General features: G+C 72.3%; 9 protein-coding genes. 6 read left to right on the top strand and 3 right to left on the bottom strand.

All coding sequences use genetic code 11. The features are described 5' to 3' along the window. Nucleotides 1-404: 404 nt before the first annotated feature. A complete protein-coding gene (locus ABZV40_RS41520; RefSeq protein WP_355454908.1) occupies nt 405-16,190 on the bottom strand; it encodes an amino acid adenylation domain-containing protein in 15,786 nt (5,261 codons plus the stop codon). A 249-nt stretch (nt 16,191-16,439) separates the two neighbouring features. Between ABZV40_RS41520 and ABZV40_RS41525 the strand changes: the two genes are divergently transcribed. From ABZV40_RS41525 to ABZV40_RS41545, 5 genes are all read left to right on the top strand, one after another. Next, the gene (locus ABZV40_RS41525) at nt 16,440-17,096 is read left to right on the top strand and encodes an FMN-binding negative transcriptional regulator (protein ID WP_355454910.1); all 657 of its coding nucleotides are present in this window, start codon (nt 16,440-16,442) and stop codon (nt 17,094-17,096) included. Nucleotides 17,097-17,235: 139 nt separating this feature from the next. Continuing rightward, nucleotides 17,236-18,441 (top strand): cytochrome P450, encoded by a 1,206-nt coding sequence (locus ABZV40_RS41530; RefSeq protein WP_355454912.1) that lies wholly within the window; start codon nt 17,236-17,238, stop codon nt 18,439-18,441. A 34-nt stretch (nt 18,442-18,475) separates the two neighbouring features. Further along, nucleotides 18,476-19,669 carry a cytochrome P450 gene (locus ABZV40_RS41535; RefSeq protein ID WP_355454914.1) on the top strand — a complete coding sequence of 398 codons (1,194 nt, stop codon included), beginning with the start codon at nt 18,476-18,478 and terminating at the stop codon, nt 19,667-19,669. Nucleotides 19,670-19,674: 5 nt separating this feature from the next. Further along, nucleotides 19,675-20,700 carry a methyltransferase gene (locus ABZV40_RS41540; RefSeq protein WP_355454916.1) on the top strand — a complete coding sequence of 342 codons (1,026 nt, stop codon included), beginning with the start codon at nt 19,675-19,677 and terminating at the stop codon, nt 20,698-20,700. A 52-nt stretch (nt 20,701-20,752) separates the two neighbouring features. Then, nucleotides 20,753-21,502 carry an AfsR/SARP family transcriptional regulator gene (locus tag ABZV40_RS41545; protein ID WP_355454918.1) on the top strand — a complete coding sequence of 250 codons (750 nt, stop codon included), beginning with the start codon at nt 20,753-20,755 and terminating at the stop codon, nt 21,500-21,502. Nucleotides 21,503-21,504: 2 nt separating this feature from the next. Here ABZV40_RS41545 and ABZV40_RS41550 read toward each other — a convergent pair whose 3' ends face one another. Together ABZV40_RS41550 and ABZV40_RS41555 are read right to left on the bottom strand one after the other, a co-directional pair. Beyond that, nucleotides 21,505-22,026 carry a flavin reductase family protein gene (locus tag ABZV40_RS41550; RefSeq protein ID WP_355454920.1) on the bottom strand — a complete coding sequence of 174 codons (522 nt, stop codon included), beginning with the start codon at nt 22,024-22,026 and terminating at the stop codon, nt 21,505-21,507. Continuing rightward, on the bottom strand, nt 22,023-23,600 hold the full coding sequence (locus ABZV40_RS41555) for a tryptophan halogenase family protein (RefSeq protein WP_355454922.1): 1,578 nt from the start codon (nt 23,598-23,600) through the stop codon (nt 22,023-22,025). Before ABZV40_RS41555 ends, ABZV40_RS41550 begins: the two co-directional genes overlap by 4 nt. A gap of 196 nt (nt 23,601-23,796) precedes the next feature. Here ABZV40_RS41555 and ABZV40_RS41560 point away from each other — a divergent pair, with 196 nt between their 5' ends. Further along, nucleotides 23,797-25,389, top strand: a complete 1,593-nt coding sequence (locus tag ABZV40_RS41560; protein WP_355454924.1) for a tryptophan halogenase family protein — start codon at nt 23,797-23,799, stop codon at nt 25,387-25,389. Nucleotides 25,390-25,505 lie beyond the last annotated feature (116 nt).

Consider the following 25,505-nt stretch of genomic DNA (forward strand, 5'->3'; position numbering starts at 1 on the left):
TGAACGGGGGCGATCATCCAGGCGTCGGCGACCTCGTTGGCGTGCGTGCGCGGCCGGCTTCGGCGCGCCGGTGGTGCCGCCGGTGCGGAACAACGCGGCCAGGTCCGACGACAGCTCCTTCCAGTAACTGATGACATCATCAGTTGCGTTGATGTCATCAGTCAAGGGCTTCTGATGACATCATCAGAAACGATGGAAGACGTCGCACGGCCCGATCGGAGCCCGCCGACGTGGGCGGGCCATCCACTCAGCCGTCTCGCCAGGCAGACCGCGTCCCTGCACGCCCGGCACCTCGAACTCCAGCAACGCCGGCGAAACCCCGGCCCGAGCGCTGACCGCCTGCCGGATCGGCGACTCCGCTCTCGGGGCAGCACAGCGCCGCGCGCTTCCTCCTCGTGGACGGGTCAGCCGGCTTCCAGGTGTTCGCGCAGCACCCGGCAGATCTCGCCGGCCGGGCCTGGCAGGTACATGTCGCCGTGCGCGCAGCGGATGTCGTGCCGCCGCACCTCACCGGTGACCAGCGGCGCCCACAGGTCGGAGAACGGGCCGTCCTGACCGGGCACCGCGTTGAAGAACAGCACGTCGCCGTCGAACACCGGTGAGTCGAAATCGTCCATCAGCGCGGCGTGGTGCTGGATCACGGCCAGCGCGCTCTCCAGCAGCGGAGCCTGGTCGGCGGTCAGGTGCTCGCGCAGGTGGTCGCGGATCTCCCCGGTGCTGGGCGGGGTGTGGGACTTGAGGTAGTCGCTGGGCACGCTGTCGAGCAGCGCCAGCAACGCGACCTCGTGCCCCTTCTCGCGCAGCCGAGCGGCCACGGCGTGGGCCAGGGTTCCGCCGATCGACAGGCCCAGCAGGTGGTACGGCCCTTCCGGTTGTGCCTCGAGCACCTCGGCGACGTAGTCGTCCACCATGCCGTTCATGGTGGTGGGCAACGGCGTCGTACCGTCGAGGCCCTTGGCCTGGATGCCGTGAGCAGGGCGGTCCGGCGGCAGTTTCGGCGCGAAACCCAGGTAGAGCCAGCACAGGCCACCGCCGGGGTGGACGAACCACAGCGGCTGCCGGGAGCCGGTGGGCTTGATCGGCAGGACGGCGGCGAACGGGTCGCCGTCGAGGGTGGAGCCGCCTTCGGCCAGGTGGGCGGACAGGCGAGCCACCGTGGGGTGGTCGTAGACGGCGCGGACGGGCAGGTCGACGCCCAGCACCACCAGGACCCGCGCCAGCAGGCGGGTCACCAGCAGCGAGTGACCGCCCGCGGCGAAGAAGTCCTCGTCGACGGAAAGCGCCTGCACGCCGAGCACCTCGCAGAACAACGCGTGCAGGATCTCCTCCTGCGTCGTGCTCGGTCGCCCGCCGGATGCGGTCGTGGCGGTGTCCGGTGCGGGCAGTGCGGACCGGTCCACCTTGCCGCGGGCGGTGTACGGGATCTCGTCGACCAGCACGAGCGCCGACGGGACCAGGTAGCCGGGCAGGCGCGCGGCGAGGTGGGTGCGGAGGCGGGCGAGGAGGTCGGGTCCTGCGGCCGGATCCGGCACCGCGTACCCCACGAGCCTGCGATCGCCCGCGTGGTCGTCCACCACGACCAGGCCCCTCGTCACCTCGGCGTGCGCGGCCAGCGCCGCCTCGACCTCGCCCGGTTCGATGCGGAAGCCCCTGATCTTGACCTGGTCGTCGGCACGGCCCTGGAACAGCAGCGTGCCGGCGGGCGTGCGCACCGCGAGGTCGCCGGTGCGGTACAGGCGCTCGCCGGGCCGGAACGGGCTGGCCGTGAAGCGGGTGCTGGTGAGGCCGGGGCGGCGGACGTACCCGCGGGCCACGCCCGCGCCGCCGACGTAGACCTCGCCGATGACGCCGACCGGCACCGGTCCGAGACCGCCGTCCAGCAGGTGCACGGTCGTGTCCGGGACCGGCTCGCCCATCGGCACGGGCTCGCCCGCCACGAGCGGGCCGCTCACCGTCGCGCAGCCGGTCGTCTCGGTCGGGCCGTAGCCGTTGGTCATCCTGCGGCCGGTGGACCAGGCGGCGACCACGCCGGCCGGTGCGGCCTCCCCGCCGACGATCAGGCTTTCCAGTGAGGGCAAGGAGTCCGGCCTCATCACCGCGAGCATCGCGGGCGGGATGAACGCGTGCGTCACCCCGTGCCGTGCCATCGTCGCCGCCAGCGCCGGACCGGCGGTCAGCCCGTCCTGATCGGCCACGACCACGCGGGCGCCCCCGAGCAGCGCGGTGAAGATCTCGCACAGCGACACGTCGAAGCTCGTCGAGGCCAGCTGGAGCATGCGTGCCGCCGGGGTCACGCGCATGCGTTCGGACAGCGCCGCCACGAGGCTCGCGACGCCGGTGTGGGTGACCGCCACGCCCTTGGGCAGACCGGTGGAGCCGGACGTGTAGATCACGTACGCGGTGCTGGTGAGCAGTGGTCCGCGCGGACGGGCACCGTCCGGCAACGGCCGGTCCACGTCGAGCACCTCGGCGGGCAAGGCGGCCGCGACGGTCTTCGTGGCGGCGTTCACGAGCATCAGACGCGCACCGGAATCGGTGACGACGAACTCGACGCGCCCTGCCGGGTGGGAGGGGTCGACGGGCAGGTAGGCGGCGCCCGCCTTCAGCACGCCGAGCAACGCCACGAGCAGGTCGAGCGAGCGCGGCAACGCCACCGCGACGACGTCCTCGCGGCCCACCCCGCGGCAGGCGAGTGCGGCGGCAAGGAGGTCGGAGCGCTCGTCCAGTTCGGCGTAGGTGAGCTGTTCGTCGCCGAACACCGCCGCGATCGCGCCGGGCGCCGCCGCCACCCGGCGGGCGAACAGCTCGGGCACCGTGGCGGCCGGCGGCCCCGCGATCGCAGGCTGGACGGGCCACCGGGTGCGGGTGGCGCCGACCGGTACGTCGGGATCCTCGGCGATCTGCCGCAGCACCGCCGCGAACCTGCGCACGACAGCGGTCGCGGTCTCCTCGCCGAACCGGTCTCGCTGGTACTGCACGACGACGCGCGGCAGCGGGTCCGCGACGGCCGCGACGCCCATCGGGTAGTGCGTGACAGCCGCGGTGTCGGGGCCCGTGATCGTGAACCCGGCGGCACGGGACGCGTCGTCGATGGCGCGCTGCTCCACCGGGAACGACTCGTAGACCATCGCCGTGTCGAACAGCGCGGGCAGTCCGGCGGCCCGCTGCACGTCGGTCAGCGCGACGTGGTGGTGGTCGAGCAGCGCGGCCTGCCGGTCCTGCAGATCGGTCAGCACGTGCCGCAGCGTCCGCCAGGGGGTGCTGGAGACGCGGACCGGCACGGTGTTGATGAACGGGCCCACCATCTCGTCCACACCGGGCAGCTGGGGTGGCCTGCCGGACACGGTGGCGCCGAACAGGACCTCGCGGTTGCCCGTCAGCTCGGACAGCACGACGCCCCAGGCGCCCTGGACGACGGTGTTGAGGGTGACGCCCATGCGTGCCGCCGCCGCCACGAGCGCCTCGCCGTCCTCCGTGGACAGATCGGTGTCGATCTCGGCCACGTCACGTGGATCCACCGCCGGGCCGGGCGCGGGAGCGAGCAGCGTCGGTTCGCGCACGGGCACCAGTTCCGCCGCCCACGCCGCCACCGAGGCGGCCCGGTCCTGGGCCGTCAGCCACGCGAGGAAGTCGCGGTAGGCAGGAGCGCCGCGCACCCCGCCGTCTCCGGCGTACAGGCGGAGCAGGTCCCTGGTGAGCACCGGGATCGACCACCCGTCCAGCACCGCGTGGTGAACGGTCACGACGAGCTCGGACCGGCCGGTTCCCAGACGCACCAACGCCATCCGCAGCAGCGGCGACCGGGACTGGTCGAAGTGGTCCGCGTCGTCCGCGGCGAGGAACTCGGCCAGCCGCCGTTCGGCGTCGGCGTGGCCGCGCAGGTCGACCTCGCGCCACGGCAGGCGGACGTGGTCGACCACCGCCTGGACGAGGTCGCCGGCGGCGGTGCGGCCGAACGCCACGCGCAGCACGGGGTGCCGGTCCAGCAACGCCTGTCCCGCCGCCCGCAGCCGTGCCGGGTCGACCTCGCCGGACAGGTGGTGCACCAGCTGCACCTGGTAGGCGTCGAACCCGTTGTCGGCCAAGGAGGACTGGTACAGCATCCCCTCCTGCAACGGGGTCGCCGGCCAGAGGTCGGACAGGCCGGGGTGGCGTTGTTCCCAGACCTCCAGCTCCGCCTGGCCGATCCGCACCAGGTCCACATCGGACGGTGTGAGCCCGCCGGCTCCGGGTGCCGAGACGTGCTTCGCGATCCCCCGCAGCACCGCGCACCAGCTCTCGGCCAGTGCGGAGACCTCGGCGCGACCGAGCAGGCCGCGCGGGAACGCGAGCCGGGCGCGCAGGACGGGCCCGTCCGGTCCGTCCACCACCACGGCGGTGATGTCGAGCTCGGCGCCGACGGGGAGCTCGTCGTCGAACGCGGACCGCAGGCCGGTCGTCGCCGCCACGTCCTCGGTGAAGCCCAGGCCGTCGAGCTCGCCGGGCATGTCCGCGGAGGAGAAGCGGCCGAGGTAGTTGAACGCGACGCGCTCGGCGGGCAGCTGCGCGAGTGCCGCGCCCGCCATGTCGTCGAGGTGGCGCAGGATCCCGAACCCGAGGCCGCGGCCGGGGACGGCGGCGAGCTGTTCCTTCACCGCCTTCACCGCGATCGCCGCTCCCCTGCCGCCGGCCAGGACCTCGGCGAGCGTCGGCCTGCCGGCGTCGAGCCGCACCGGGTAGACGGAGGTGAACCAGCCCACCGTGCGGCTGAGGTCGGCTCCGAGCACCGCGTTCTCCTCCCTGCCATGACCCTCCAGGCGGACCACCAGGGACGAGTCGTCCGCGGCGCCACGCCACGCGGGCACGGCAACCGCGAGGCCCGCGAGGAGTCCGTCGTGGGCACCGCAGCGGAAGACCGCGGGCACCGCGGTCATGAGCGCCTCGGTGACGTCGGCGGGCAGCTCGACCTCGATCTCGTCGAGCGTCGCGCCGACGTCGACCGCTGGGTCGAGGTCGCGGGAGCCGAGCCTCGGGTCGCCGCCCTCCAGGGTCCTGATCCACCACGGCAGCTCCACCCGCCGCCGCGGTGCCTGCTCGGCCAGCGCGTGCGCCCAGCGCCGCGCGGACGTGCCCACCTCGGGCAGTGCCGGTACGGCGCCCGCGCGGACGCTCGCCCAGGCCGCGGCGAGGTCGGGCAGCAGGATGCGCCAGGTGACCCCGTCGACGACCAGGTGGTGCAGCACGATCACGAGCCTTCGCTGCCCCGGCAGCCACGCGAACCGGGCGACCACTCCCGCGGCGGGATCGAGCGCGCGGGTCTCCTCGTCCACGACGTCCTGCAGCGCGGCGGGCTCCGCGAAGGTGCGGAGCAGGTGTTCCGGGTTCACCGACCCGCGCTCGCCCACGACCAGCTCGTCGCCTGAGAGGCGAGCACGCAGGAGGTCGTGGTGGTCGACCGTCGCGGCGATCGTCGCCACCAGACCGTCCCGGTCGGCGTCCTCGGGCAGCGTCACCACGGTGGCCATCGAGAACCTGGTGAACCCCGCGCCGCGGAACCGGTGCGCCACCGGCATCAGCGGCATCGGACCGGTGCCGCCGCCCGGCAGCTCGGCCAGCGCCACGACCTGGGAGCCGGCACCGCTGGCCGCGGCGAGCCGGGCGACGGTGCGATGTTCGAAGACCTGCCGCGCGCTCACCTCGACGCCGCGCGCCCTGGCCCGGCTGACGACCTGGATGGACCGGATGCTGTCCCCGCCGATGGCGAAGAAGTCGTCGTCCACCCCGACCCGGTCGGTGCCGAGCACCTCGGCGAACACGGCCGCGAGCTCCTTCTCCTCCGTCGAGCGTGGCGGGCGGTAGTCCTCGTACCGCGCGAGGGGTTCCGGCAGCGCCGCGCGATCGACCTTGCCCGACTGCGTGGCGGGGAACTCCTCCAGCCACACGAAGTGCGCGGGCACCATGTGCTCGGGCAGCCTCGCGGCGAGGAACTCGCGCAGGTCCGCGTCGGAGGCCGGCACGCCGGTGGCCGGACGCAGGTAGGAGACGAGCTCGTTCCCCCTCGCCACCACGACCGCCTGTGCCACCTCGTGATGCGCGCCGAGCGCGAACTCGACCTCTCCCGGTTCGACCCGCTGACCGCGCACCTTCACCTGGCCATCGGTCCTGCCGGCGAACTCCAGCTCCCCCTCCGTCGTCCAGCGGGCGAGGTCGCCCGTGCGGTACATGCGCGATCCCGGCGGACCGAACGGGTCGGGCACGAACCGCGCGGCGGTCAGCCCCGCCCGGGCGTGGTAACCGCGGCCGATCGCGCCACCGACGTAGAGCTCGCCCACGACACCGGGTGGCATCAACCGCAGCGCCGGGCCGAGCACGTAGCAGCGCATTCCGGCCACCGGCCTGCCGATCGGCACCGCCGATCTCGTCTCTTCCGGATCGGGCTGAACACTGTGGACAGTCGCGTAGAACGTCTCGCTTTGCCCGTACGCGTTCAGCACACGTGCACCGGGCAGGGCACGCCGCACGCGCCGCACCAGGCCGGCCGGCAGGGCTTCGCCTGCGAACACGACGGCGTCCGCGCGGACGGCGCCGCCCAGCCGGTCGACGAGCTCGGCGAAGACCGCGGGCACGGCGCTGAGCACCCCGCCGGTCCAGCCGTCGCGTTCGCCGAGCACCAGCACGTCGCGCGCAACCTCGACGACGCCACCAGCGGCGAGCGTGGAGACGATCTCGAACACGGACACGTCGAAGGTGAGCGACGTGCCGGCCAGCGTCCGCGCGCCCGGCGCGAACCCGACTTCGCGCAGCAGCCCGGTCACACCGTTCACGACGCCCGCGTGCGTGATGCCCACCGCTTTGGGCGTACCGGTCGAGCCCGACGTGAACAGCACGTAGGCGAGGTTGTCCGGGCGCGCCCCGCTCGCCGCGGGAGCACCGGGTTCCTCGGCCAGCAGGTCGGCCCACTCCGTGCGCGGCACGTCCGGTGGCAGCGGCACGGTGAAGCCGGGGTCGGTGAGCACCAGCGCGGGTCGCGCGTGACCGAGCACGGCCGCCTGTCGTTGCTCGGGGGCACGGGGGTGCAGCGGTACGTAGGCGGCGCCGGACTCCAGCACCGCCAGCACGGCGGTCACCAGGTCCGCGGTGCGCCCGACGGCAAGACCCACCAGCGTCTCCGGGCCCGCGCCCCGGCGGGTCAGCGCCCGTGCGGCCCGCCGTGCCCGCGTCACGAGTTCGCGATAGGTCAGACGGGTGTCGCCGGAGACGACCGCGACGGCTTCCGGCGTGCGTTCGGCCTGCCGCGCAACGAGGTCGGTGATGAGCGCGGGCTCGGCGGGTGCGGCGGTGGTGGCCGCGCGCAGGAGCAGCTCGCGTTCGCCGGGACACAACACGTCCACGGAACTGACGCGGCTCGCGGGGGCGCGGACGAGCTGGGCCAGCACGAGGACGAACCGTTCGGCGATTCGCTCGGCGGTGGACCGGTCGAACAGGTCGGTCGCGTACTCCAGGCTGCCGATCACTCCCCTGCCGGGGAGGTCCGCCATGTTGAAGAAGAGGTCGAACTTGGCGGTGCCGGTGCCCGGCGACTCCGGTGACACGCGCAGATCAGCGAACGAGAGGTCCCCCCAGGCGAGGTTCTGCCAGGCCAGCATCACCTGGAACAACGGATGGTGCGCCGTGGACCGGTCCGGGTTGACCAGCTCGACGATCCGTTCGAACGGCGCGTCCTGGTTGTCGTACGCGGCGAGGGCACGACGGCGGACCTGGTCCACCACCTCGCCGAAGCCCGGATCTCCGTCGAGGCGGACCCGCAGCACCCAGGTGTTGACGAAGAACCCGACGAGCCCGGTGAGCCCTTCGTCCACGCGGTTGGCGATGGGCGAGCCGATCGTGACGTCCTCACCGCCGCCGAGCCGGCACAGCAACACGGCGAGCGCGGCCTGCAACACCATGGACACCGTCGCACCGCGCGCCGCGGCCAGCTCACCGAGCGCGGACGCCACGCCGGGATCGAGTGCGAACTCGACGGCGTCACCGCTCTGCCCGGCAACGGCGGGCCGCGGCCGGTCGGCCGGAAGGCTCAACGGCTGCGGCACACCCGCCAGCTCGGCCCGCCAGTAGGCGGTCTGCCGGGCGAGCAGGCTCTCCGGATCGTCCTCCTCGCCGAGCAGCTCCCGTTGCCAGAGCGCGTAGTCCGCGTACTGGACCGGCAGTGGCGCCCAGTCAGGAGCTCCGCCCGCCTTGCGCGCACGGTAGGCGGCGGCGAGGTCCTGCAGCAGCGGCGCCATCGACTCGCCGTCGCCCGCGATGTGGTGGACGCACAGCACGAGCGAGTGATCGTGCTCGCCGTGCCGGACGACGGTGGCGCGCAGAGGTGGCTCGACGGCGAGGTCGAAGGGCCGCCGGGCAGCAGCGTCCACAGTGGAGTGCCCGCCCCCGGTCACGTCCACCAGGTCCGGTACCTCCGCGGCGGACAGCACGTGCTGGTGCGGCACCCCGTCCGCGCCGACCGCGATCACCGTGCGCAGCGACTCGTGCCTGCCGACGACGTCACCGACGGCCTCGGTCAGGGCGGCCACGTCGAGCTCACCCTCCAGCCGCAGCACCAGCGGCACGTTGTAGGTGGCGGACGGCCCCGCGAACTGGTCGACGAACCACAACCGCTGCTGGGCGAACGACAACGGCGGCCGCTCCGGCCGCGGGGCAGCAGCGACGAGCGGCGGCCTGGCGGGCCGTCCCTCGTCGAGCCGCCCGGCCAGTGCCGCCGGCGACGGGTGGTCGAAGACGGCACGGATCTCGAGTCCTGTGCCGAGGACGGCGCGGATGCGGTTCACCAGCCGTGTGGCGAGCAGCGAGTGCCCGCCGAGGTCGAAGAACCCGTCCGTCGCACCGACCCGATCCAGCCCCAGCACCTCGGCGAACAGCCGGCACAGCACCTCCTCGCGCCGGGTGCGGGGCGCGCGCCCGGTGGCGGGGGCGACGTGGTCGGGAACGGGCAGCGCGGCACGGTCGATCTTGCCGCTGGCGTTGAGCGGCAGGGCGCCGATCGGCACGATCGACGACGGCATCATGTAGTCGGGCAGCACCCCGTCGAGGTGCCCGCGCAGGCCGGCGACGAGCGAGCCGATCGCCCGCGCCCGCACGGGATCGGTGCTCAGCACGCGAGCCGCGCGGCCGGTGGCACGCAACGCACCCGTCACCGCGATGCCGGGTGCGGGCGCGGAAGGCAGCACGACGAGGTCGAAGCACTCGGGGACGTCGGCGGACGGAGCACACACAGCCCACAGGCCTGCCGTGACGGCCCACCGGCGGGCGTGGTCGGGGTCGAGCCCGGCCCCGCCCGCGAAGCGCGCGTTCGGAACGTCCTGCACGCGCACCACCTGTCCCGGCCGCTCCCGGCAGAACCGCGCCAGTTCCCCGAGCTCGCGCACCTGCCTGCCCCACACCAGCGTCGGCGCCTCCGCGACCGAGACCACCGATGCGGGCCGGTGGTGCAGCACCACCTCGTACCGATGGCGGGTCAGCTCGTTGTGCGTGGTCCCTTCCTTGAGGCGCACGTCCACCGCCACCGGCCGGCCCGCGGCCCAGCGCGTGAACCACTCCGGGTCGAGCAGCAGCTCGCGTTCCACCAGGGCGGCCTGCTCCACGGCGGCCCGCACCACCTCCGGTGACGCGCCGGGGTGCTGGGCGCTGTGGGCCTCGGCGTAGAAGGCCCGCGCCGTGCCGAGGCAGCGGACGTCGCCCACCACCACCCGGCCTCCGGGGACGAGCAGGCCAAGCGCCTGGTCGAGCACGCGCTCCAGGTAACGAGCCGACGGGAAGTACTGCGCGACGGAGTTGATCACGACCGTGTCGAACGCACCGCCGGGCAGTCCGGTGGTGTCGTCGGCCGGCTGGCAGCGCAGGTGCACGCGGTCGCCGAAGCCGTGCACCCGCGCCTTCGAGCGCAGCGCGGCGATCGCCGGGCCGGAGAAGTCGGTGCCCCAGTACTCGTCCACTTCGGACACCACCCGGGACAGCAGCAGGCCGGAGCCGACGCCCAGTTCCAGCACGCGGCGAGGCCCGCTCTCGAGCACCAGCGCCACGGCCGCGGCACGCCACTCCCGCATCTCGGCCAGCGGGATCGCCGAGCCGGTGTACGCCGAGACCCAGCCGGAGAAGTCCTCACCCCACTCGCCCTCCGCCGCGGCGGCGTAGGTGTTGTCGTACACCTGCTGCCACTCGGTGACCTGCTCCGAAACGAGCTTCTCGTCCACCAGGGCGTCGCCCGGCACGACGTAGGCGACGAGCCGCTGGTCGTCCGGGCGGTCGTCGCGCACCACCACGGCGGCCTGCGCGACGGCCGGGTGGCTCACCAGGGCGGCCTCCACCTCGCCCGGCTCGATCCGGAAACCCCGCACCTTCACCTGGTCGTCGACGCGACCGCGGAACACCAGCCCGCCGGGACCCCACTCCACGACGTCGCCGGTGCGGTACATGCGGCCGCCCGGACGGAACGGACACGCCACGAACCGGTCCGACGTCAGGCCCGGCCTGCCCAGGTAGCCGCGAGCCAGCTGCACACCACCCAGGTACAGCTCGCCGCGCACGCCGGGACCCACCGGTGCCAGACCGGGGTCCAGCACGTACACCTGCGTGTTCCACACCGGCCCGCCCATCGGCACGCCGCCCGACGTGATACCGGTGACCTCGGCAGCGGTGACCTCGACCGCCGCCTCGGTCGGCCCGTACAGGTTGTGCAACTCGACGTGCGGCAGCACCTCCGCGAAGCTCCGCACCAGTTCCACCGGCAGCGCTTCGCCCGCGGCCTCCACGCGGCGCAACGCCCGCAGTCCACCGCCCGCCGCCACCTCTCGCACGTCGCGGTCCAGCAGGAACGCCGCCAGCATCGACGGCACGAAGTTCACGCTGGAGACCTCGAAGTCCCGCATCAGTGCCACGAGGCGCGCGGGGTCGCGGTGGTCGTCCGCCTCCGCGACGACGATCCCCGCACCCGTCACCAGCGGCCAGAACACCTCCGGCAGCGACACGTCGAAGCTCATCGACGTCTTCCACAGCACGCGGTCCCCGACGCCGAGTCCGTACTCGCCGTGGCCCCACCACACCCGGTTCATCAACGACCGGTGCGACACCACGACGCCCTTGGGGCGCCCGGTGGAGCCCGACGTGTACATCACGTACGCCGCGTTGTCCGGATCCACCCGCATCGGCAACGACGCCGCGGACTCCCCCGACACGTCCGGGAAGGAGTCCAGCACCAGCAACGGGCGGGCGTCGCCGACGACGAACTCCAGCCGGTCGGGCGGCAGGCCGGGATCGAGCACCAGGAACACCCCTCCCGCCTTCGCGACGCCCAGCAGCACCAGCAGCAGGTCGACCGACCGCCCCAGCCGCACACCCACGACGGACTCCGCGCCCACACCGCGTCCGGCGAGCCACCGCGCGATCTGGTTCGACCGCGCGTCGACCTCCGCGAACGTGAGCGACCGCCCCTCGGCGGCCACCGCGACCCGGTCCGCCCAGCCCGCCAGCCCGGCACCGAACGCCCCGCCGATGGTCAGCAGGGCCGGGTCGAGCGCCCGGTCCTCACCGGCGCCACGACTGAGCGCGGCGTCCCGTTCGGCGTCCAGACCGCCGAGCCGTCCCACCGCCGTGTGCGGGTCGGCGGTCACCTCGGTGAGCACGGCCAGCAGGCGTGCGGCCACCAGTTCCACCTCGGCGTGTTCGAACAGGTGGTGCTGGTACTGCAGCGCGATCCGCAGGTCAGGGTCGGCGTCCGCCGTGACGGTCAGCGGGTAGTGCGTGCCGGTGATCGGTGTCAGGCCGGTGATCCGGACCTCGGAGGAGCTGTTCGCGCCGTCGAGCCCGAGGTGGTCGACGGGGAACGACTCGAACACCACCACCGTGTCGAACAGGACGGACAGGCCCGCCTCCCGCTGGACGTCGGCCAGCGGGTGGTGGTGATGGTCGAGCAGGGCTCCCTGGCGGCGGTGCAGGTCGGCCAGGACCTCGCTGAACGGTGTCCCCGGCGCACACCGCACCCGCACGGCCACGGTGTTGACGAACAGGCCCAGCATCTCGTCCACGCCCGGCAGCGACGGCGGGCGACCCGACACGGTCGCGCCGAACAGGACGTCGCCGGTGCCGGTCAGCCTGCCCAGCACCACCGCCCACGCCGCCTGCACGACGGTGTTGACGGTCGTCTCCAGCTCGGCGGCACGGGCGGCGACGCGGCGCGCGAGGTCGCGCGGCAGCCCGACGTCGACCTGGCCGATGTCCTTCGCGGGCGCGTGCACACCGGCCTCGCCCGCGAGCAACGTCGGACCGGTGACACCGTCCAGCTCCGCGGTCCACGCCAGTGCGGACACGGCCGGGTCTCCAGCGGAGAGCCACGCCAGGAAGTCGCGGTACGCGGGCGCGGGCGGCAGCGCCCGTCCCGCGTCGTAGAGCCGGAGCAGGTCCTTCATCAGGATCGGCACGGACCAGCCGTCGAACAGGACGTGGTGGGCGGTGAGGACCAGGTGCGCGCTGTTCTCGTCCCGGGTGACCAGGGTCATGCGCAGCAACGGCGGCGCGGTCAGGTCGAAGTGCTCGTCCCGGTCGCCGGCGAGCAGCCGCTCCAGCTCGGCCTCGGGGTCGCCCGTGCCGAGAACGTGGTGCCGCCACGGCAGCTCCGCGCGGGCCGGCACGACCTGGACGGGATCACCGGCGGCGTCCGGCACGAACGCGGCGCGCAGGTTCGGGTACCGGTCGAGCAGCGCCTGTCCCGCCGCGCGCATCCGCTCCGCGTCCACCGGTCCGCTCAGGTGGTGGACCAGCTGCATGTGGTACGCGTCGAAGGTCGTTCCGGCGAGCATCGCGTGGAACAGCAGACCGCGTTGCAGTGCCGTGACGGGCCAGACGTCGACGAGACCGGGGATGGCCCGCTCCCAGGCGTCGATCTCGGCCTGGCCGGCCCTCACCAACGGCAGGTCCGACGGCGTGAGACCGCCCGCGCCGGCGCTGGAGACGTGGGCGGCGAGCCCCCGCAGCGCCGTGTCCCACAGCGCGGCGAGCTCCTCGGCGTCGGCGCGGGAGAGCACGCCCGTGGGGAACGCGAGCCGCGCGGTGAGCCGGTGGTCACCGGTGACCATTGCGGTGATGTCCAGTTCGGCGAGCGCGGCCATGTCCGGATCGGGTTCAGCGACCAGCTCGGCGGTGCCGGGCGTCTCGGTGAACCCGAGTCCCCGCTGCCGGTCACCGATCGAGGTCCGGCCGAGGTAGTTGAACGCCACCTGGCCCGTGGGGCGGTCCCGCAGCAACTCGGCGGTCTCGTCGTTGAGGTGGCGCAGCAGGCCGAACCCGAGCCCGCGGCCCGGCACCGCGTGCAGCTGCTCCTTCACCGCCTTCAGCGCGGCCCCGGCGGCGGGTCCGCCCGCCAGTGCGTCGGCGACGTCGACGGCGCCCAGGTCGAGGCGCACGGGGTAGACGGTGGTGAACCAGCCGAGGGTGCGGGTGAGGTCGGTGCCCGGCACGCTGTCCTGCTCTCGGCCGTGGCCTTCGAGCCGGAGCAGCTGGGAGGGTTCGTGGCGGCCGCGCAACCGGTGCCAGCGGGTGAGCGCGAGGGCGAGCGCGGTCAGCAGAGCGGTGTCCGCGCCCGTGCGGAAGATCGACGGCACGGTGGTCAGCACCGACTCGGTCGTCGCCGGGTCCCAGCGCAGCCAGAGGGTGTCGACGGTGCGGGTGGTGTCGACCGCCGGGTCGAGAAGGCGCTTTCCCAGCAACGGATCCGGTCCGTCCACGATGGACAGCCAGGCGGGCAGCTCGCCGGCGCGGGCCACCGCCTCGTCGATCAGGGCGTGCGTCCACCGGCGCATCGACGTACCACCGGCGGGCAGTGCCGGGCGCCTGCCGGACCGCACCTGCTCCCAGGCCGCCGCGAGGTCGTCGCCGAGGATGCGCCAGGACACCCCGTCCACCACGAGGTGGTGCAGCACGACGACCAACCGGCCGGGGTCGAGCCAGACGAACTGGGCCATCACCCCGTCGGCCGGGGCGAGCCTGCCGGCGGCCGCGTCGATCTCCGCCACGGACTGGGCCACGACGTCGGCCTCCTCCGGCACGCGGGTGAGCAGGGCCGCGACGTCGACCGTTCCCGGACGATCCACGCGCAGGCCACCCGGCAGCAGCCGCGAGCGCAGCAGGTCGTGCCGGTCGACCACGGCGGTGAGGACGGCCAGCAGCCCGCTCTCGTCGATGCCCGCGGGCAGGTCCAGCACGGCCGGCACGCCGAACCGGTCGATGCCGCCGCCACGACGCAGCAGGAACCGCGCGACCGGTGGCATCGGCAGGAATCCCGTGCCGTCGTCCTCGGCCACCTGAACCGGGCGAGCTCCGGCGCCGGCACGGGCCGCGAGCGCGCCGACGGTCCGGCACTCGAACACGGCGCGCGGGGTGATCACGACACCGCGGGCCGCCGCCAGCGACACGACCTGGATCGACCGGATGCTGTCGCCGCCGATGACGAAGAAGTTGTCGTCGACCCCGACGCGGTCCACCCCGAGCACCTCGGCGTAGACCTCGGCCAGCACCTCTTCCACCGGGGTGGCGGGCGCGCGGTGGGGAGGCCGCCCGGCTCCGGCGGCGTCCACCGGGCCGTTCCCGGCGAGCGGAAGCCGGTCCACGAGGGCGAAAGCCGCGGGCACCCGGTCCTCGCCGCAGTGCTCCACGACGAGCGCGCGCAGTTCCGCGGGCGTCACCCCGGCGCTCAGGTCCACGGTCGTGCCGGCGAGGGTGGCGGACGAGCCCAGCGCACCCGAGGCCACCGGCACCACGTGGGCCAGGGTGCGGGCCCCAGCTCGCACGACAGCCGCTTCGGCCACGCCGGGATGGGTCAGCAGCACGCGTTCCACGTCGGCGTCGCGTACCGGGCGTCGTCCGGAGGGAGGCTCGACGGGAAGGGATCCGAGCCGTGCGTCGGGGTTCTCGGCGAGTGCCTCGGCGACCACGGCGAACCGGGCGGCGATGGCGGCGGCGGTTTCCGGGTCGTACAGATCGGTGGCGTACTCCAGCGTCCCGAGAAGGCCGTCGCCGTCCGGGGTGAAGTTGAGCTCGAGGTCGAACTTCGCGGTGCCGGTGGTCAGCGGCTCCAGCACGGCGTCGGCACCGGGCAGGTCCAGCGGGACGGAAGCGTCGGTCTGCCAGGTGAACATCACCTGGAACACGGGATGGGCACCGGGAGTGCGCGGCGGGTCCACCGCCTCGACGACCTGACCGAACGGCAGGTCCTGATGGTCGTAGGCGGCCAGCGCCCGCGCACGGACCCGGCGGAGCACCTCGGTGAACGACGGGTCGCCGCCCAGATCGACGCGCAACGCCCACGTGTTGACGAAGAAGCCGACCAGCCCGGCCAGCTCGGGCTCGCTCCGGCCCGCCACGGTGGACCCCACCACGACGTCGAGTCCCGCCCCCAGCCGTGACAGCGCCAGCACCAGCACCGACTCCACGACCATCGGCAGCGACATCCCCTGCGCCCTGCCCACGTCTCGCAGCGCGCCCACCAGCTCGGCGTCCAGTCGCAGGTGGACGGTCGCGCCACCACCCGAGCCGAACTCGGGCCGCTCGCGGTCGCCCGGCACGGACACGACCGCGGGAGCACCGGTCAGCACACCGCGCCAGAACTCCTTCTGCACCGGGGCGACGCTCTCCACCAGCTCCGCCTGCCACACGGCGAAATCGGCGTACTGCAGCTCCAGCTCGCTCCACTGTGGACTCAGTCCGGCCATTCGCGCCGAGTACGCGGTGGACAGGTCCGCGGCGAGGGGCCCCATCGACTCGCCATCGGCGGCGCAGTGGTGCACGACCAGCACGAGGAGCAGTTCGTCCGCGCCGCACCGGATCAGGCCCGCCCGCACGGGAATCTCCCGCGCGAGGTCGAACGGGAGCGCGGACCACTCCCGCACCGTCGCGTCCGCGTCCGGCACCTCGACGAGCGGGATGCCGAGCTCGACGTCCTCCGCGGCGAGGACGTGCTGCCAGGGCGTCCCGCGTTCGTCGGCGACCAGGAGCGTGCGGAGGCTCTCGTGCCGCAGGACGACGTCGCGCACCGCCGCACGCAACGCCTCGACGTCGACCCGCCCGCGGATGCGGGCCGCGAACGGCAGGTTGTAGCGCGCCGACGGACCCCCGACCTGGTCGAGGAGCCACAACATGCGCTGCGCGAAGGACAAGGGAACCACGCCACACCCCCACCGTTTCCGGAAAACCCGGGGAAAGCACCACCGGCCGCACACCGCGGATTCGTCGTGAAGCGACGGACAGGCCCGGCGGCAGCATTCCTGTGCGATGCTCCAGATCCGCCTGCAGACCAGTCAAGGCGAATTCACCGCATTCGTACCGCGCACCGGCACGCGTTCTCGTCCGGTCGACAGGACAGCGATCCGCGTGCCGTGTCACCGGTCCGGTCGGAACAAGAGGGGGTTGTGCACATGTTCGTCCCGGCGCAGTACCGCGAACCGCACGGACGCTGGATCACCGACTTGGTCCGCGACCACCCGCTGGCCCAGCTCGTGAGCAACGGGCCGGCGGGGTCGAGCCCGTTCATCACGCACGCGCCGATGATCCTCGATCCAGGCCACGCCGACCCGGACCCGGACGACCTGCACGGCGCCGTGCTGTGGGGACACCTCAACCGGGCGAACCCGCACTGGGCCGCGCTGGGGGACGCGGGCGAGGTCACCGCCGTGTTCACCGGCCCCGGCTCGTACGTCTCGCCCACCGTCTACGACCGCACTCCCGCCGCCCCCACCTGGAACTTCACCGCCGTGCACGTACGTGGCACCCTGCGCAGGGTGCTCGACGCCGAGCAGACGCTCGCCACCGTCACGGCCACGGTGCGTGCCTTCGAGGCGAATCACGGAACGGGTTGGTCGATGGAGTCCTCTTTGGACTACTTCGACGAGCTGCTGCCGGGGGTGGGGGCGTTCCGGCTCGCGGTGACCGGGGTGGACGCGATGTTCAAGCTGAGCCAGGAACAGCCGCCGGAGGTGCGGGTGCGGGTGCGCGACCACTTCGCCGGCGGCGCGCAGGCACACCACTGCCGGATCGCCGAGATGATGGACGGGTTGCCCGTCGCCGAGCTCTGACTGTCCTGTCGGCAGGACGCTTTCCCACCGGGCCCGGCATCCGTTGACACTGCACCCGGCGGGCCGTGAAGCTCCAGAAATCATGCGCCCGCCGGTCGATCAGGTGGCGGCGTGTCGCGCCTGAAGAGAGGACCACCCAGTGACGACCGTCGAAGATTGGGAAATCTATCCGGAGCATTTCTGGTTGCACGGGCGGCAGCCGGAGGAAACAGTGGTCTACGACGACCGGTTGAAGATCTGGCACATTTACGGATACCCGGAGACCGTGCAGATCCTCACGAACCCGTCGGTGTTCTCCAACGACACCGGCAGGCTCGACCCGATCAAGATCGACCCCGAGATCTGCGCCGGCGACTTCGCCCAGATGGACCCGCCGGAGCACCGCAAGGTGCGTGGTCTGGTGGACAGGGCGTTCAGCGCACGCACCGTCGTGCAACGCGAGGCGCACGTGCGCGGGCTGATCGACGAACTGCTGGACAAGATCGGCGACCGCGACCGGTTCGACCTGGTCGAGGAGTTCACCCTGCCGTTGCCGGTGATCGTGATCTCCGAACTGCTCGGCGTGCCGGTGGAGGACCACTCGTTCATCCACGACTGGATGCACCGCCTGCTCGACGGCGCGGGCGACTTCGACCCGTACGAGGAGCCCACCGGCGAGGAGCTCGCACGCCAGCAGGGTGAACTGGACGCGGCGCTGCGCATGCTGCGCGAGATGCACGACTACTGGTCCGGGCTCGTGGCCGAGCGGCGCAAGCAGCCCCGCGAGGACCTGCTGACGAACCTGACGACGGCCGAGATCGACGGGCACCGGTTGTCCGACACGGAGATCTTCAACATCGCCAACCGGTTGTTCATCGCGGGCCACCACTCCACGTCGATCCTGCTCGCCAACGCGGTGCTGTGCCTGGACACGTTCCCCGACCAGGCCAAGCGCGTGCGCGAGGACCGCTCGCTCATCCCCGGGCTGCTGGAGGAGACGCTGCGGTTCACGCCCCCGATCGCCGGGATCATGCGCTGCACCAACGAGGACGTCGAGGTCGGCGGGAAGCTGATCCCGAAGGACACGGTCCTGATGGCGTGGACCGGCGCGGCGAACAGGGACCCCCGCAAGTTCGACCGGCCTGACGAGTTCCTCCCCGACCGCGCCCCGAACCCGCACCTCGGCTTCGGCCGCGGCGTGCACATCTGCCCCGGCCGCGCACTGGGCAGGCTCGAGTCGCGGGTCGCGGTGGACGTGCTGCTCGACCGCTTCCCCGCGCTGCGGGTGGACCCGGAGAACAAGCCCCGCTTCTACCAGATCGCCGACGCCGGCGGCCTGAGCAACCTGCCCGTCGTCACCTCGTGACGGCGACCCACCACCGGCACCAGGAGGAACCGCGATGACGACGGTCGTCGAACGCTGGAACATCCACCCCGAGCACCGCTGGCTGCGCGGCGAACGCCCGGAGACCCCGATCGTGCACGACGAGGAGCAGAAGGTCTGGAACGTCTACGGGCACCCGGAGATCTTCGAGATGCTGGGCGACCACGAGCGGTTCTCCTCGGACACCACGCGGCTGCTGCCGGTCGAGGTCGACCCGAAGCTGCTCGAGGGCGACATGACGCAGATGGACCCGCCGCAGCACCGCAAGTTCCGCCAGCTCGTCAGCAAGGCGTTCACCCCGCGGGCCGTGGCGAGGCTCGAACCCCGGGTCGCCGAGATCACCGCGGACCTGATGCGCGAGATCGAGGGCCGCGACCGCATCGAGGTGGTCGCCGACCTCGCCTACACGCTGCCGGTGATCGTGATCGCCGAGCTGCTCGGCGTGCCCGCCGGGGACCGCGACCTGTTCAAGGGCTGGGCCGAGAACATCATCGACACCTTCAGCGGGTTCTCCTTCCTGGACGGCAGCGAGGAGGGCAAGAAGAGCCTCGACAACGCCGCCGACGTGATCCGCCCGCTGTTCGACTACCTCGCCGAGCACCTGGACGACCGCAGGGTCAACCCGAAGGACGACCTGCTGACCGTCCTCGTCAGCGCGGAGTCCGACGGGGAACGCCTGACGAAGAACGAGGCCGTCAACCTCGCCAACATCATCCTCGTCACCGGCCACATCACCACGACCATGCTGCTGGGCAACACCCTGCTGTGCCTCGACGCCAACCCGGACCAGGCCAAGCGGGTGCGCGCGGACCGTTCTCTCGTGCCGGGCGCGATCGAGGAGGCACTGCGCGTCCTGCCGCCCTCGACCGTGCTCACCCGCGCCACCAAGGAGGAGGTGCGCATCGGCGGCACGACCATCCCCGCGGACCAGATGCTGCTGCTCTGGCTCGGTGCCGGCAACCGCGACCCGCGCCGCTTCCCCGACCCGGCCGTGTACCTGCCCGACCGCGACCCCAATCCCCACTTCGGCTTCGGCAGGGGCATCCACTTCTGCGTCGGCGCCGGCCTCACCAGACTCGAGGGCGAGGTGGCGCTCAACGCCCTGCTCGACCAGTTCCCCGTGCTGGAGACGGATCCGGACGACCCGCCGTCATTCGTGCCGACGTCGGACATGATCGGCATCAGGTCGCTGCCGTTGCGGACGAGGTAGCGGCCGTGACGGACCAATCACTGGTGCAGCAGGCAACGGCGTACCTGCCCGCTCCGATTCTCTTCGCCGCGGCCGAACTCGGCATCGCCGACGTGCTCGCGGAAGGGCCGCTGAGCGCGGCGGAGCTGGCCGCGCGGATCGACGCCGACCCCGCCGCGGTGCTGCGGCTGCTGCGCGCGCTCGCCGGGCTCGGCGTGGTGGCCCAGGCCGACGCCGAGACGTTCACCCTCACCGGAACGGGGGCGCAGCTGCGGTCGGACGTGCCGGACTCCGTCAGGGACATGATCCTGCTCTGCGCCATGCCCGCGCTGTGGCACGCCTGGGGGGACCTGGCCACGGCCGTGCGCACCGGGAAGCCGGTGCGCGACCGCGACACCGGGCTCACCGCGTTCGAGAGCACGGCGCGCCATCCCGTGCTGTCCCGCCTCTACCGCACCGCGAAAGCGCGTGCGAGCCTGGAGTTCGCAGCGAGCGCGGTGAAGGTGTACGACTTCGGCGCGTACGGGCTGGTGGCTGACCTCGGTGGCGACTGCGGCACCTTCCTCGCCACGATCCTCACCTCGGCGCCGCGGACCCGCGGCGTCGTCCACGACCTCCCGCAGGCGCACGAGCAGACAGCCGAGACGCTGCGTGACGCGGGAGTCGCGGACCGGTGCGAGATCCGCGAGGGCGACGCAACCGTCGCCGTCGCGCCAGGGGCCGACGCCTACGTGCTCAACCACGTCCTGCGCGACATGGACGACGAGCACGCGATCGCCCTCCTGCGCAACTGCCGCGCCGCGCTGGCGCGGCAGGCGCGGCTGATCGTGGTCGAGACGGTGATGCCGGTCGTGCTCAGCGCGGAGGACTCGCCCGCGTACGGCATGACCGACCTCAACAACCTCGTCTTCGCCGGCGGGCGGGAACGCACCGCCGACGAGTACCGAACCTTGTTGCGCACAGCGGGTTTCGCGGTGACGTCGATGACGAACGCCGCGTCCACCGAGGGGCTGCCCGACTACCAGCTCATCGAGTGCGCACCGGACGACTGATCGAAGGGGCGGCCAGTCCTGAGGGCGGGCCGCCGCCACTTGGGGGTGAACGATGTACGTGCGGATCCTCGGACCGGTCGAGGTGCTCGACGACGGGGTGGGCGTCGCACTCGACGGCGCCAAGCACCGGACCGTGCTCGCCGCGTTGCTGACCGCAGAGCACGGCTTCGTGTCGGACGCGGAGCTGAGCGCCTACCTGTGGGGCGTGAACCCGCCCGCCACGCTCAACGCGCAGATCTACAACTACGTGTCGCGACTGCGCAAGGCGCTCGGGTCCGCAGTGAGCATCACGCGGTGCGCTCCCGGCTACCTGACCCGCCTCAACGGAGCGCGCTTCGACCTCGCCGAGTTCGAGCACCTGTCCGCGAGCGGTGCCGCCGCGCTCGGTGAGGGACGTGCGCAGGACGCCCGTTCCCGGCTCCGGCTCGCGCTGGCGCTGTGGCGGGGACCGGCGCTCGCCAACGTGTCCGAGCACCTCAGCAGCGCGGAGGGGCCGCGGCTCGAGGAGGCGCGGATCTCCGCGCTGGAACACCTCATCGACGCCGAACTCGCCCTGGACCGGCACGGCCACGTGCTGCCCCAGCTCACCAGGCTGGTGGCGCGGCACCCGTTGCGCGAACGGTTCCGGGCCCAGCTCATGACCACGCTCTACCGCTCGGGCAGGCAGGCGGAAGCGCTGAGCCACTACGAACGGGGCCGACGCATCCTGAGCGAGGAGCTCGGCGTGGAGCCGGGTCTGCTGCTGCGCGAGGTGCACCACGCGATCCTCACCGCGGACCCGGCCCTGCTCGCCGGCGTCTGAGCTCAGGCCGCGCCGGACCACGCCCGGTACTGCCGGTGCCCGTACAGCAGCGGCGGCTCACCGGTCACCAGCGCGACCTGGTCGATCGCCCCGAACACCACCACGTGATCGCCCGCCTCCACCGGGGGACGGGCGATCACGCAGTCGGCGATCGCGTGCGCGTCCACCTTCAGGTGCGGGCCCGCGCCGCCGGTTCCCCACTGCACCCGATCGAACCGGCCGGGATCGCCGGAGGCGAACAGGGCCGCGGTGTCACGGGCGCGCTCGTGCAGCAGGTTCACCGCGAATGCGCCCCGCCCGCGCATGGCCGCCAGTGTCGGGCTGCCCGCCCGCGCGCACAGCAGCAACGTGGGTGGATCGAGCGTGACGCTGCAGATCGACGAGCAGGTCATCCCCCACGGGCTGCCCGTCTCGTCGAACGCCGTCACCACGGCGACTCCCGTGGGGAACCCCCGCATCATCGCGCGGAACTCGTCCGCGACGCCGTCCGCCGGCGCCACCGCGGGCAGCAGCGACTCGCTCATCGCAGGGATCCCTCGCGCATCTGCGCGAAGTAGTCGTACTGGTTCGGCAGCGACTCGACCAGGTGCCGGGCCCGGCCGCGAATGGCGGCGAACTCCTTCTGCGCGGCGGTGTCGTCGGACAGCCCGACCGCGGGCGGGTACGACGTGGCGATGCCGCCCATGCCCAGCAGGATGCACATGTACGAGTACGGCGGAAGCCCGTGGTAGTACGGGAAGATGTTCTCGGAGTCGGGCGGCTGCACCTTCCACCGCTCGAGCCGCTCGGCCATCCCGTCCGGCAACGCTCGGTGCGCGGTGTCGCGCCAGTACTGAGTGTCCGACCGCTCCGCCGCGAGGTAGTGCAACGTGAGGAACTCGCGCACGCCGTCCATGACGTTGCCGACCGCCGAGTTGTACATGCTCCTGCCGTGCTCCGACCAGCCCTCGCCCGGGAAGTGCTTCACCAGCTGCTCGATGGCGTGGTGGATGAAGAAGATCCCGGTCGACTCCAGCGGCTCCACGAACCCGCTGGACAGTCCGATCGCGACGCAGTTGCGCACCCACGACTCGGCGCTGCGGCCGATCCGCATGCGGATGTGGTTGGCCTCGGCGTCCGCGGCGGCCGGGCCGACGAACTCGCGCAGCACGCGCTCGGCCTCGTCCGGCGTGCAGTAGTCGCCGGCGTAGACGTAGCCCGTGCCGATCCGGCCGAACAGCGGGATGGTCCAGATCCAGCCCGCGCTCTGGGCGGTCGCCTGCGTGTAGGGCGGGATGCCGCGCCGCCGCATGTCGAGCGGCACCTGCAACGCGACCGCGCTGTCGTTGGGCAGACTCTCCTGATAGGACACGAACGGCACTTCGAGGGCCTTGTTCAGCAACAGCCCCTTGAACCCGGTGCAGTCGACGAACAGGTCGCCCTGGATCTCCCCGCTCTGCTTGCCCCGCACGGCGGTGATCCAGCCGCGGTCGTCGAGCAGCACCTCCTCGACGTCGTCGACGACGTGCCGCACACCGCGGTCCACGCCGTACTGGCACAGGTACTTCGCCAGCAGCGCGGCCTCGAAGTGGTAGGCGTACGGGAACTGGGTGGCGCCCTGGTGCTCGGACATCGTGAGCCCCATCGGCACCGCGCCGGCGTCGACCGTGTGCCGGTCGAGCAACGAGCCGTCCAGCCGGCGCGGGCTGCGCTCGGCGTCGCACAGGGAGGCCAGCACGAAGCAGTCCGCATCGAACCGCTCGGTGGGGCCGTTGCGCAGCCACCAGTCCGAAAGCGGGAAGCCGCCGACCGACGGCAGTTTCTCGAACGGGTGGTAGAAGTGGTGCCCCGGCCGGCGCCAGTCCTGGAAGCGCACGGCGAGCTTGTAGGTCGCGTTGCACGCGGGCATCCAGTCCTCCTCCTTGAGGCCGAGGAACTCGAAGAAGTGCCGGATGTCGCTGAACGTCGCCTCGCCCACGCCGATCGTGCCGATCCGGCTCGACTCGACAACCGTCACCGAGACGCGGTGACCGAAGGCGGCTTTCAGGTAGGAGGCCGTCATCCACCCGGCGGTGCCACCACCGACGACGACGACCCGGTCCGGGATGGTTCTGGTCACGTCAGCACCTGCGTTCACGTCGCCTCCGGATCGAGATGGTGATTCCTGCCGTCCACCATCGCATCCACGGCTATCGACCCTCTATGAACGATCAATGGATCACCGGAACTCCTTTGACCATGGGAAAAAAGTAGATCCGGTCGTTACGCTCGCGACCGGCTGTGAACACCCGGTGGCATCGGAGGAGCCCTTCTTCATGGACGACAACCAGATCAGGAAAGTTCTTGTCCTTGGCGGGGGTACCGCGGGCTGGATGGCCGCCTCGTACCTGGGCCGCGCACTCGGCCCCGCCGTCGAGATCACCGTCGTGGAGGCGCCGTCCATCCCGAAGATCGGGGTGGGCGAGGCGACGATCCCCAACCTGCAGAAGACCTTCTTCGACTTCCTCGGGCTCAAGGAGGAGGACTGGATGCCCGAGTGCAACGCCAGTTACAAGATGGGGGTGCGGTTCATCAACTGGCGCACCCCGGGGACGGGCGAGCCGGCCGCGCGCACGCTGCCGCAGGGCGGGCCGGACAAGTTCGACCACCTCTTCGGCCTGCTGCCCGACCACGACAACCTGCCGCTGTCGCACTACTGGGTGCGGCAACGGCTTTCCGGCGCGACGGACGTCCCGTTCGACCACGCCTGCTACCGCCAGCCCCCGTTGCTGGACGCGAAACTCGCCCCGATGCTGCCCGACGGAACGCCGTACGCGAGCTACGCCTGGCACTTCGACGCGCACCTGGTCGCGGACTTCCTGCGCCGGTTCGCCACGCAACAGCAGTCGGCCTTGCACGTCGAGGACGTCTACGTCGGACCGGAGTTCGACGAACGCGGCCACCTGACGGCCATCAACACCCGCAGCGGGCGGCGTTTCGAGGCGGACCTGTTCATCGACTGCTCCGGCTTCCGCAGCCTGTTGATGAACGGCGCCGTGGAGGAACCCTTCCTCGACATGAGCGACCACCTCCTCAACGACCGGGCGGTCGCCACCGCGGTGCCCCACGACGACTCCCAGGGCGTCGAGCCGTACACGTCGGCGATCGCCATGTCGTCGGGCTGGACCTGGAAGATCCCGCTGCTGGGCCGGTTCGGCACCGGGTACGTCTACTCGAGCCGCTTCACCTCCGAGGACGAGGCGACCACCGAGCTGTGCCGCATGTGGGGCCTCGACCCCGAGCAGCAGCCGCTCAACCACGTGAAGTTCCGGGTCGGCCGCAACCGCAGGGCGTGGGTGCGCAACGTCGTCGGCGTCGGGCTGTCCTCGTGCTTCGTGGAACCGCTGGAGTCCACCGGGATCTACTTCATCTACGCCACGCTCTACCAGCTGGTGAAGCACTTCCCCGACAAGCACTTCGAGCCCGTTCTCCGCGACCGCTTCAACGCCGAGATCGAGACGATGTTCGACGACACCCGCGACTTCCTGCAGGCCCACTTCACCTTCGCTCCCCGCACGGACACGCAGTTCTGGCGTGCGTGCAAGAAACTGAGGTTCTCGGACCGCTTCGCCGAGAAGGTCGCCATGTACAAGGCGGGCCTCACGGTGGACACGCCGGTGACCGATGAGAGCAACTACTACGGCAACTTCGAGGCCGAGTTCCGCAACTTCTGGAGCAACGCCAACTACTACTGCATCTTCGCGGGGCTGGGCCTGCTGCCCGACCGGCCTGCGCCGGTGCTGTCGCACCGCTCCGACTCCGTGGAGTCGGCGGAGAAGCTCTTCGCGGAGGTCAGGCAGGACCAGGCCCGGCTCCTGGAGACGCTGCCCACCACCTACGACCACCTGCGCCGGCTGCACGCCCGGTGATCACCGGCGGGTGCGCCAGTGGGGGGGGGGGCGGGGGGCGAGGCGGGCCCGGGGGTTGTGGGGGGCCGGCCGCCGGGGGGGGGGGGGGGGGGGGCCGCGGGCGCCCGCGGCCGGGG

Source organism: Lentzea sp. NPDC004782 (genome assembly GCF_040609115.1).
Classification (GTDB): Bacteria; Actinomycetota; Actinomycetes; order Mycobacteriales; family Pseudonocardiaceae; genus Lentzea.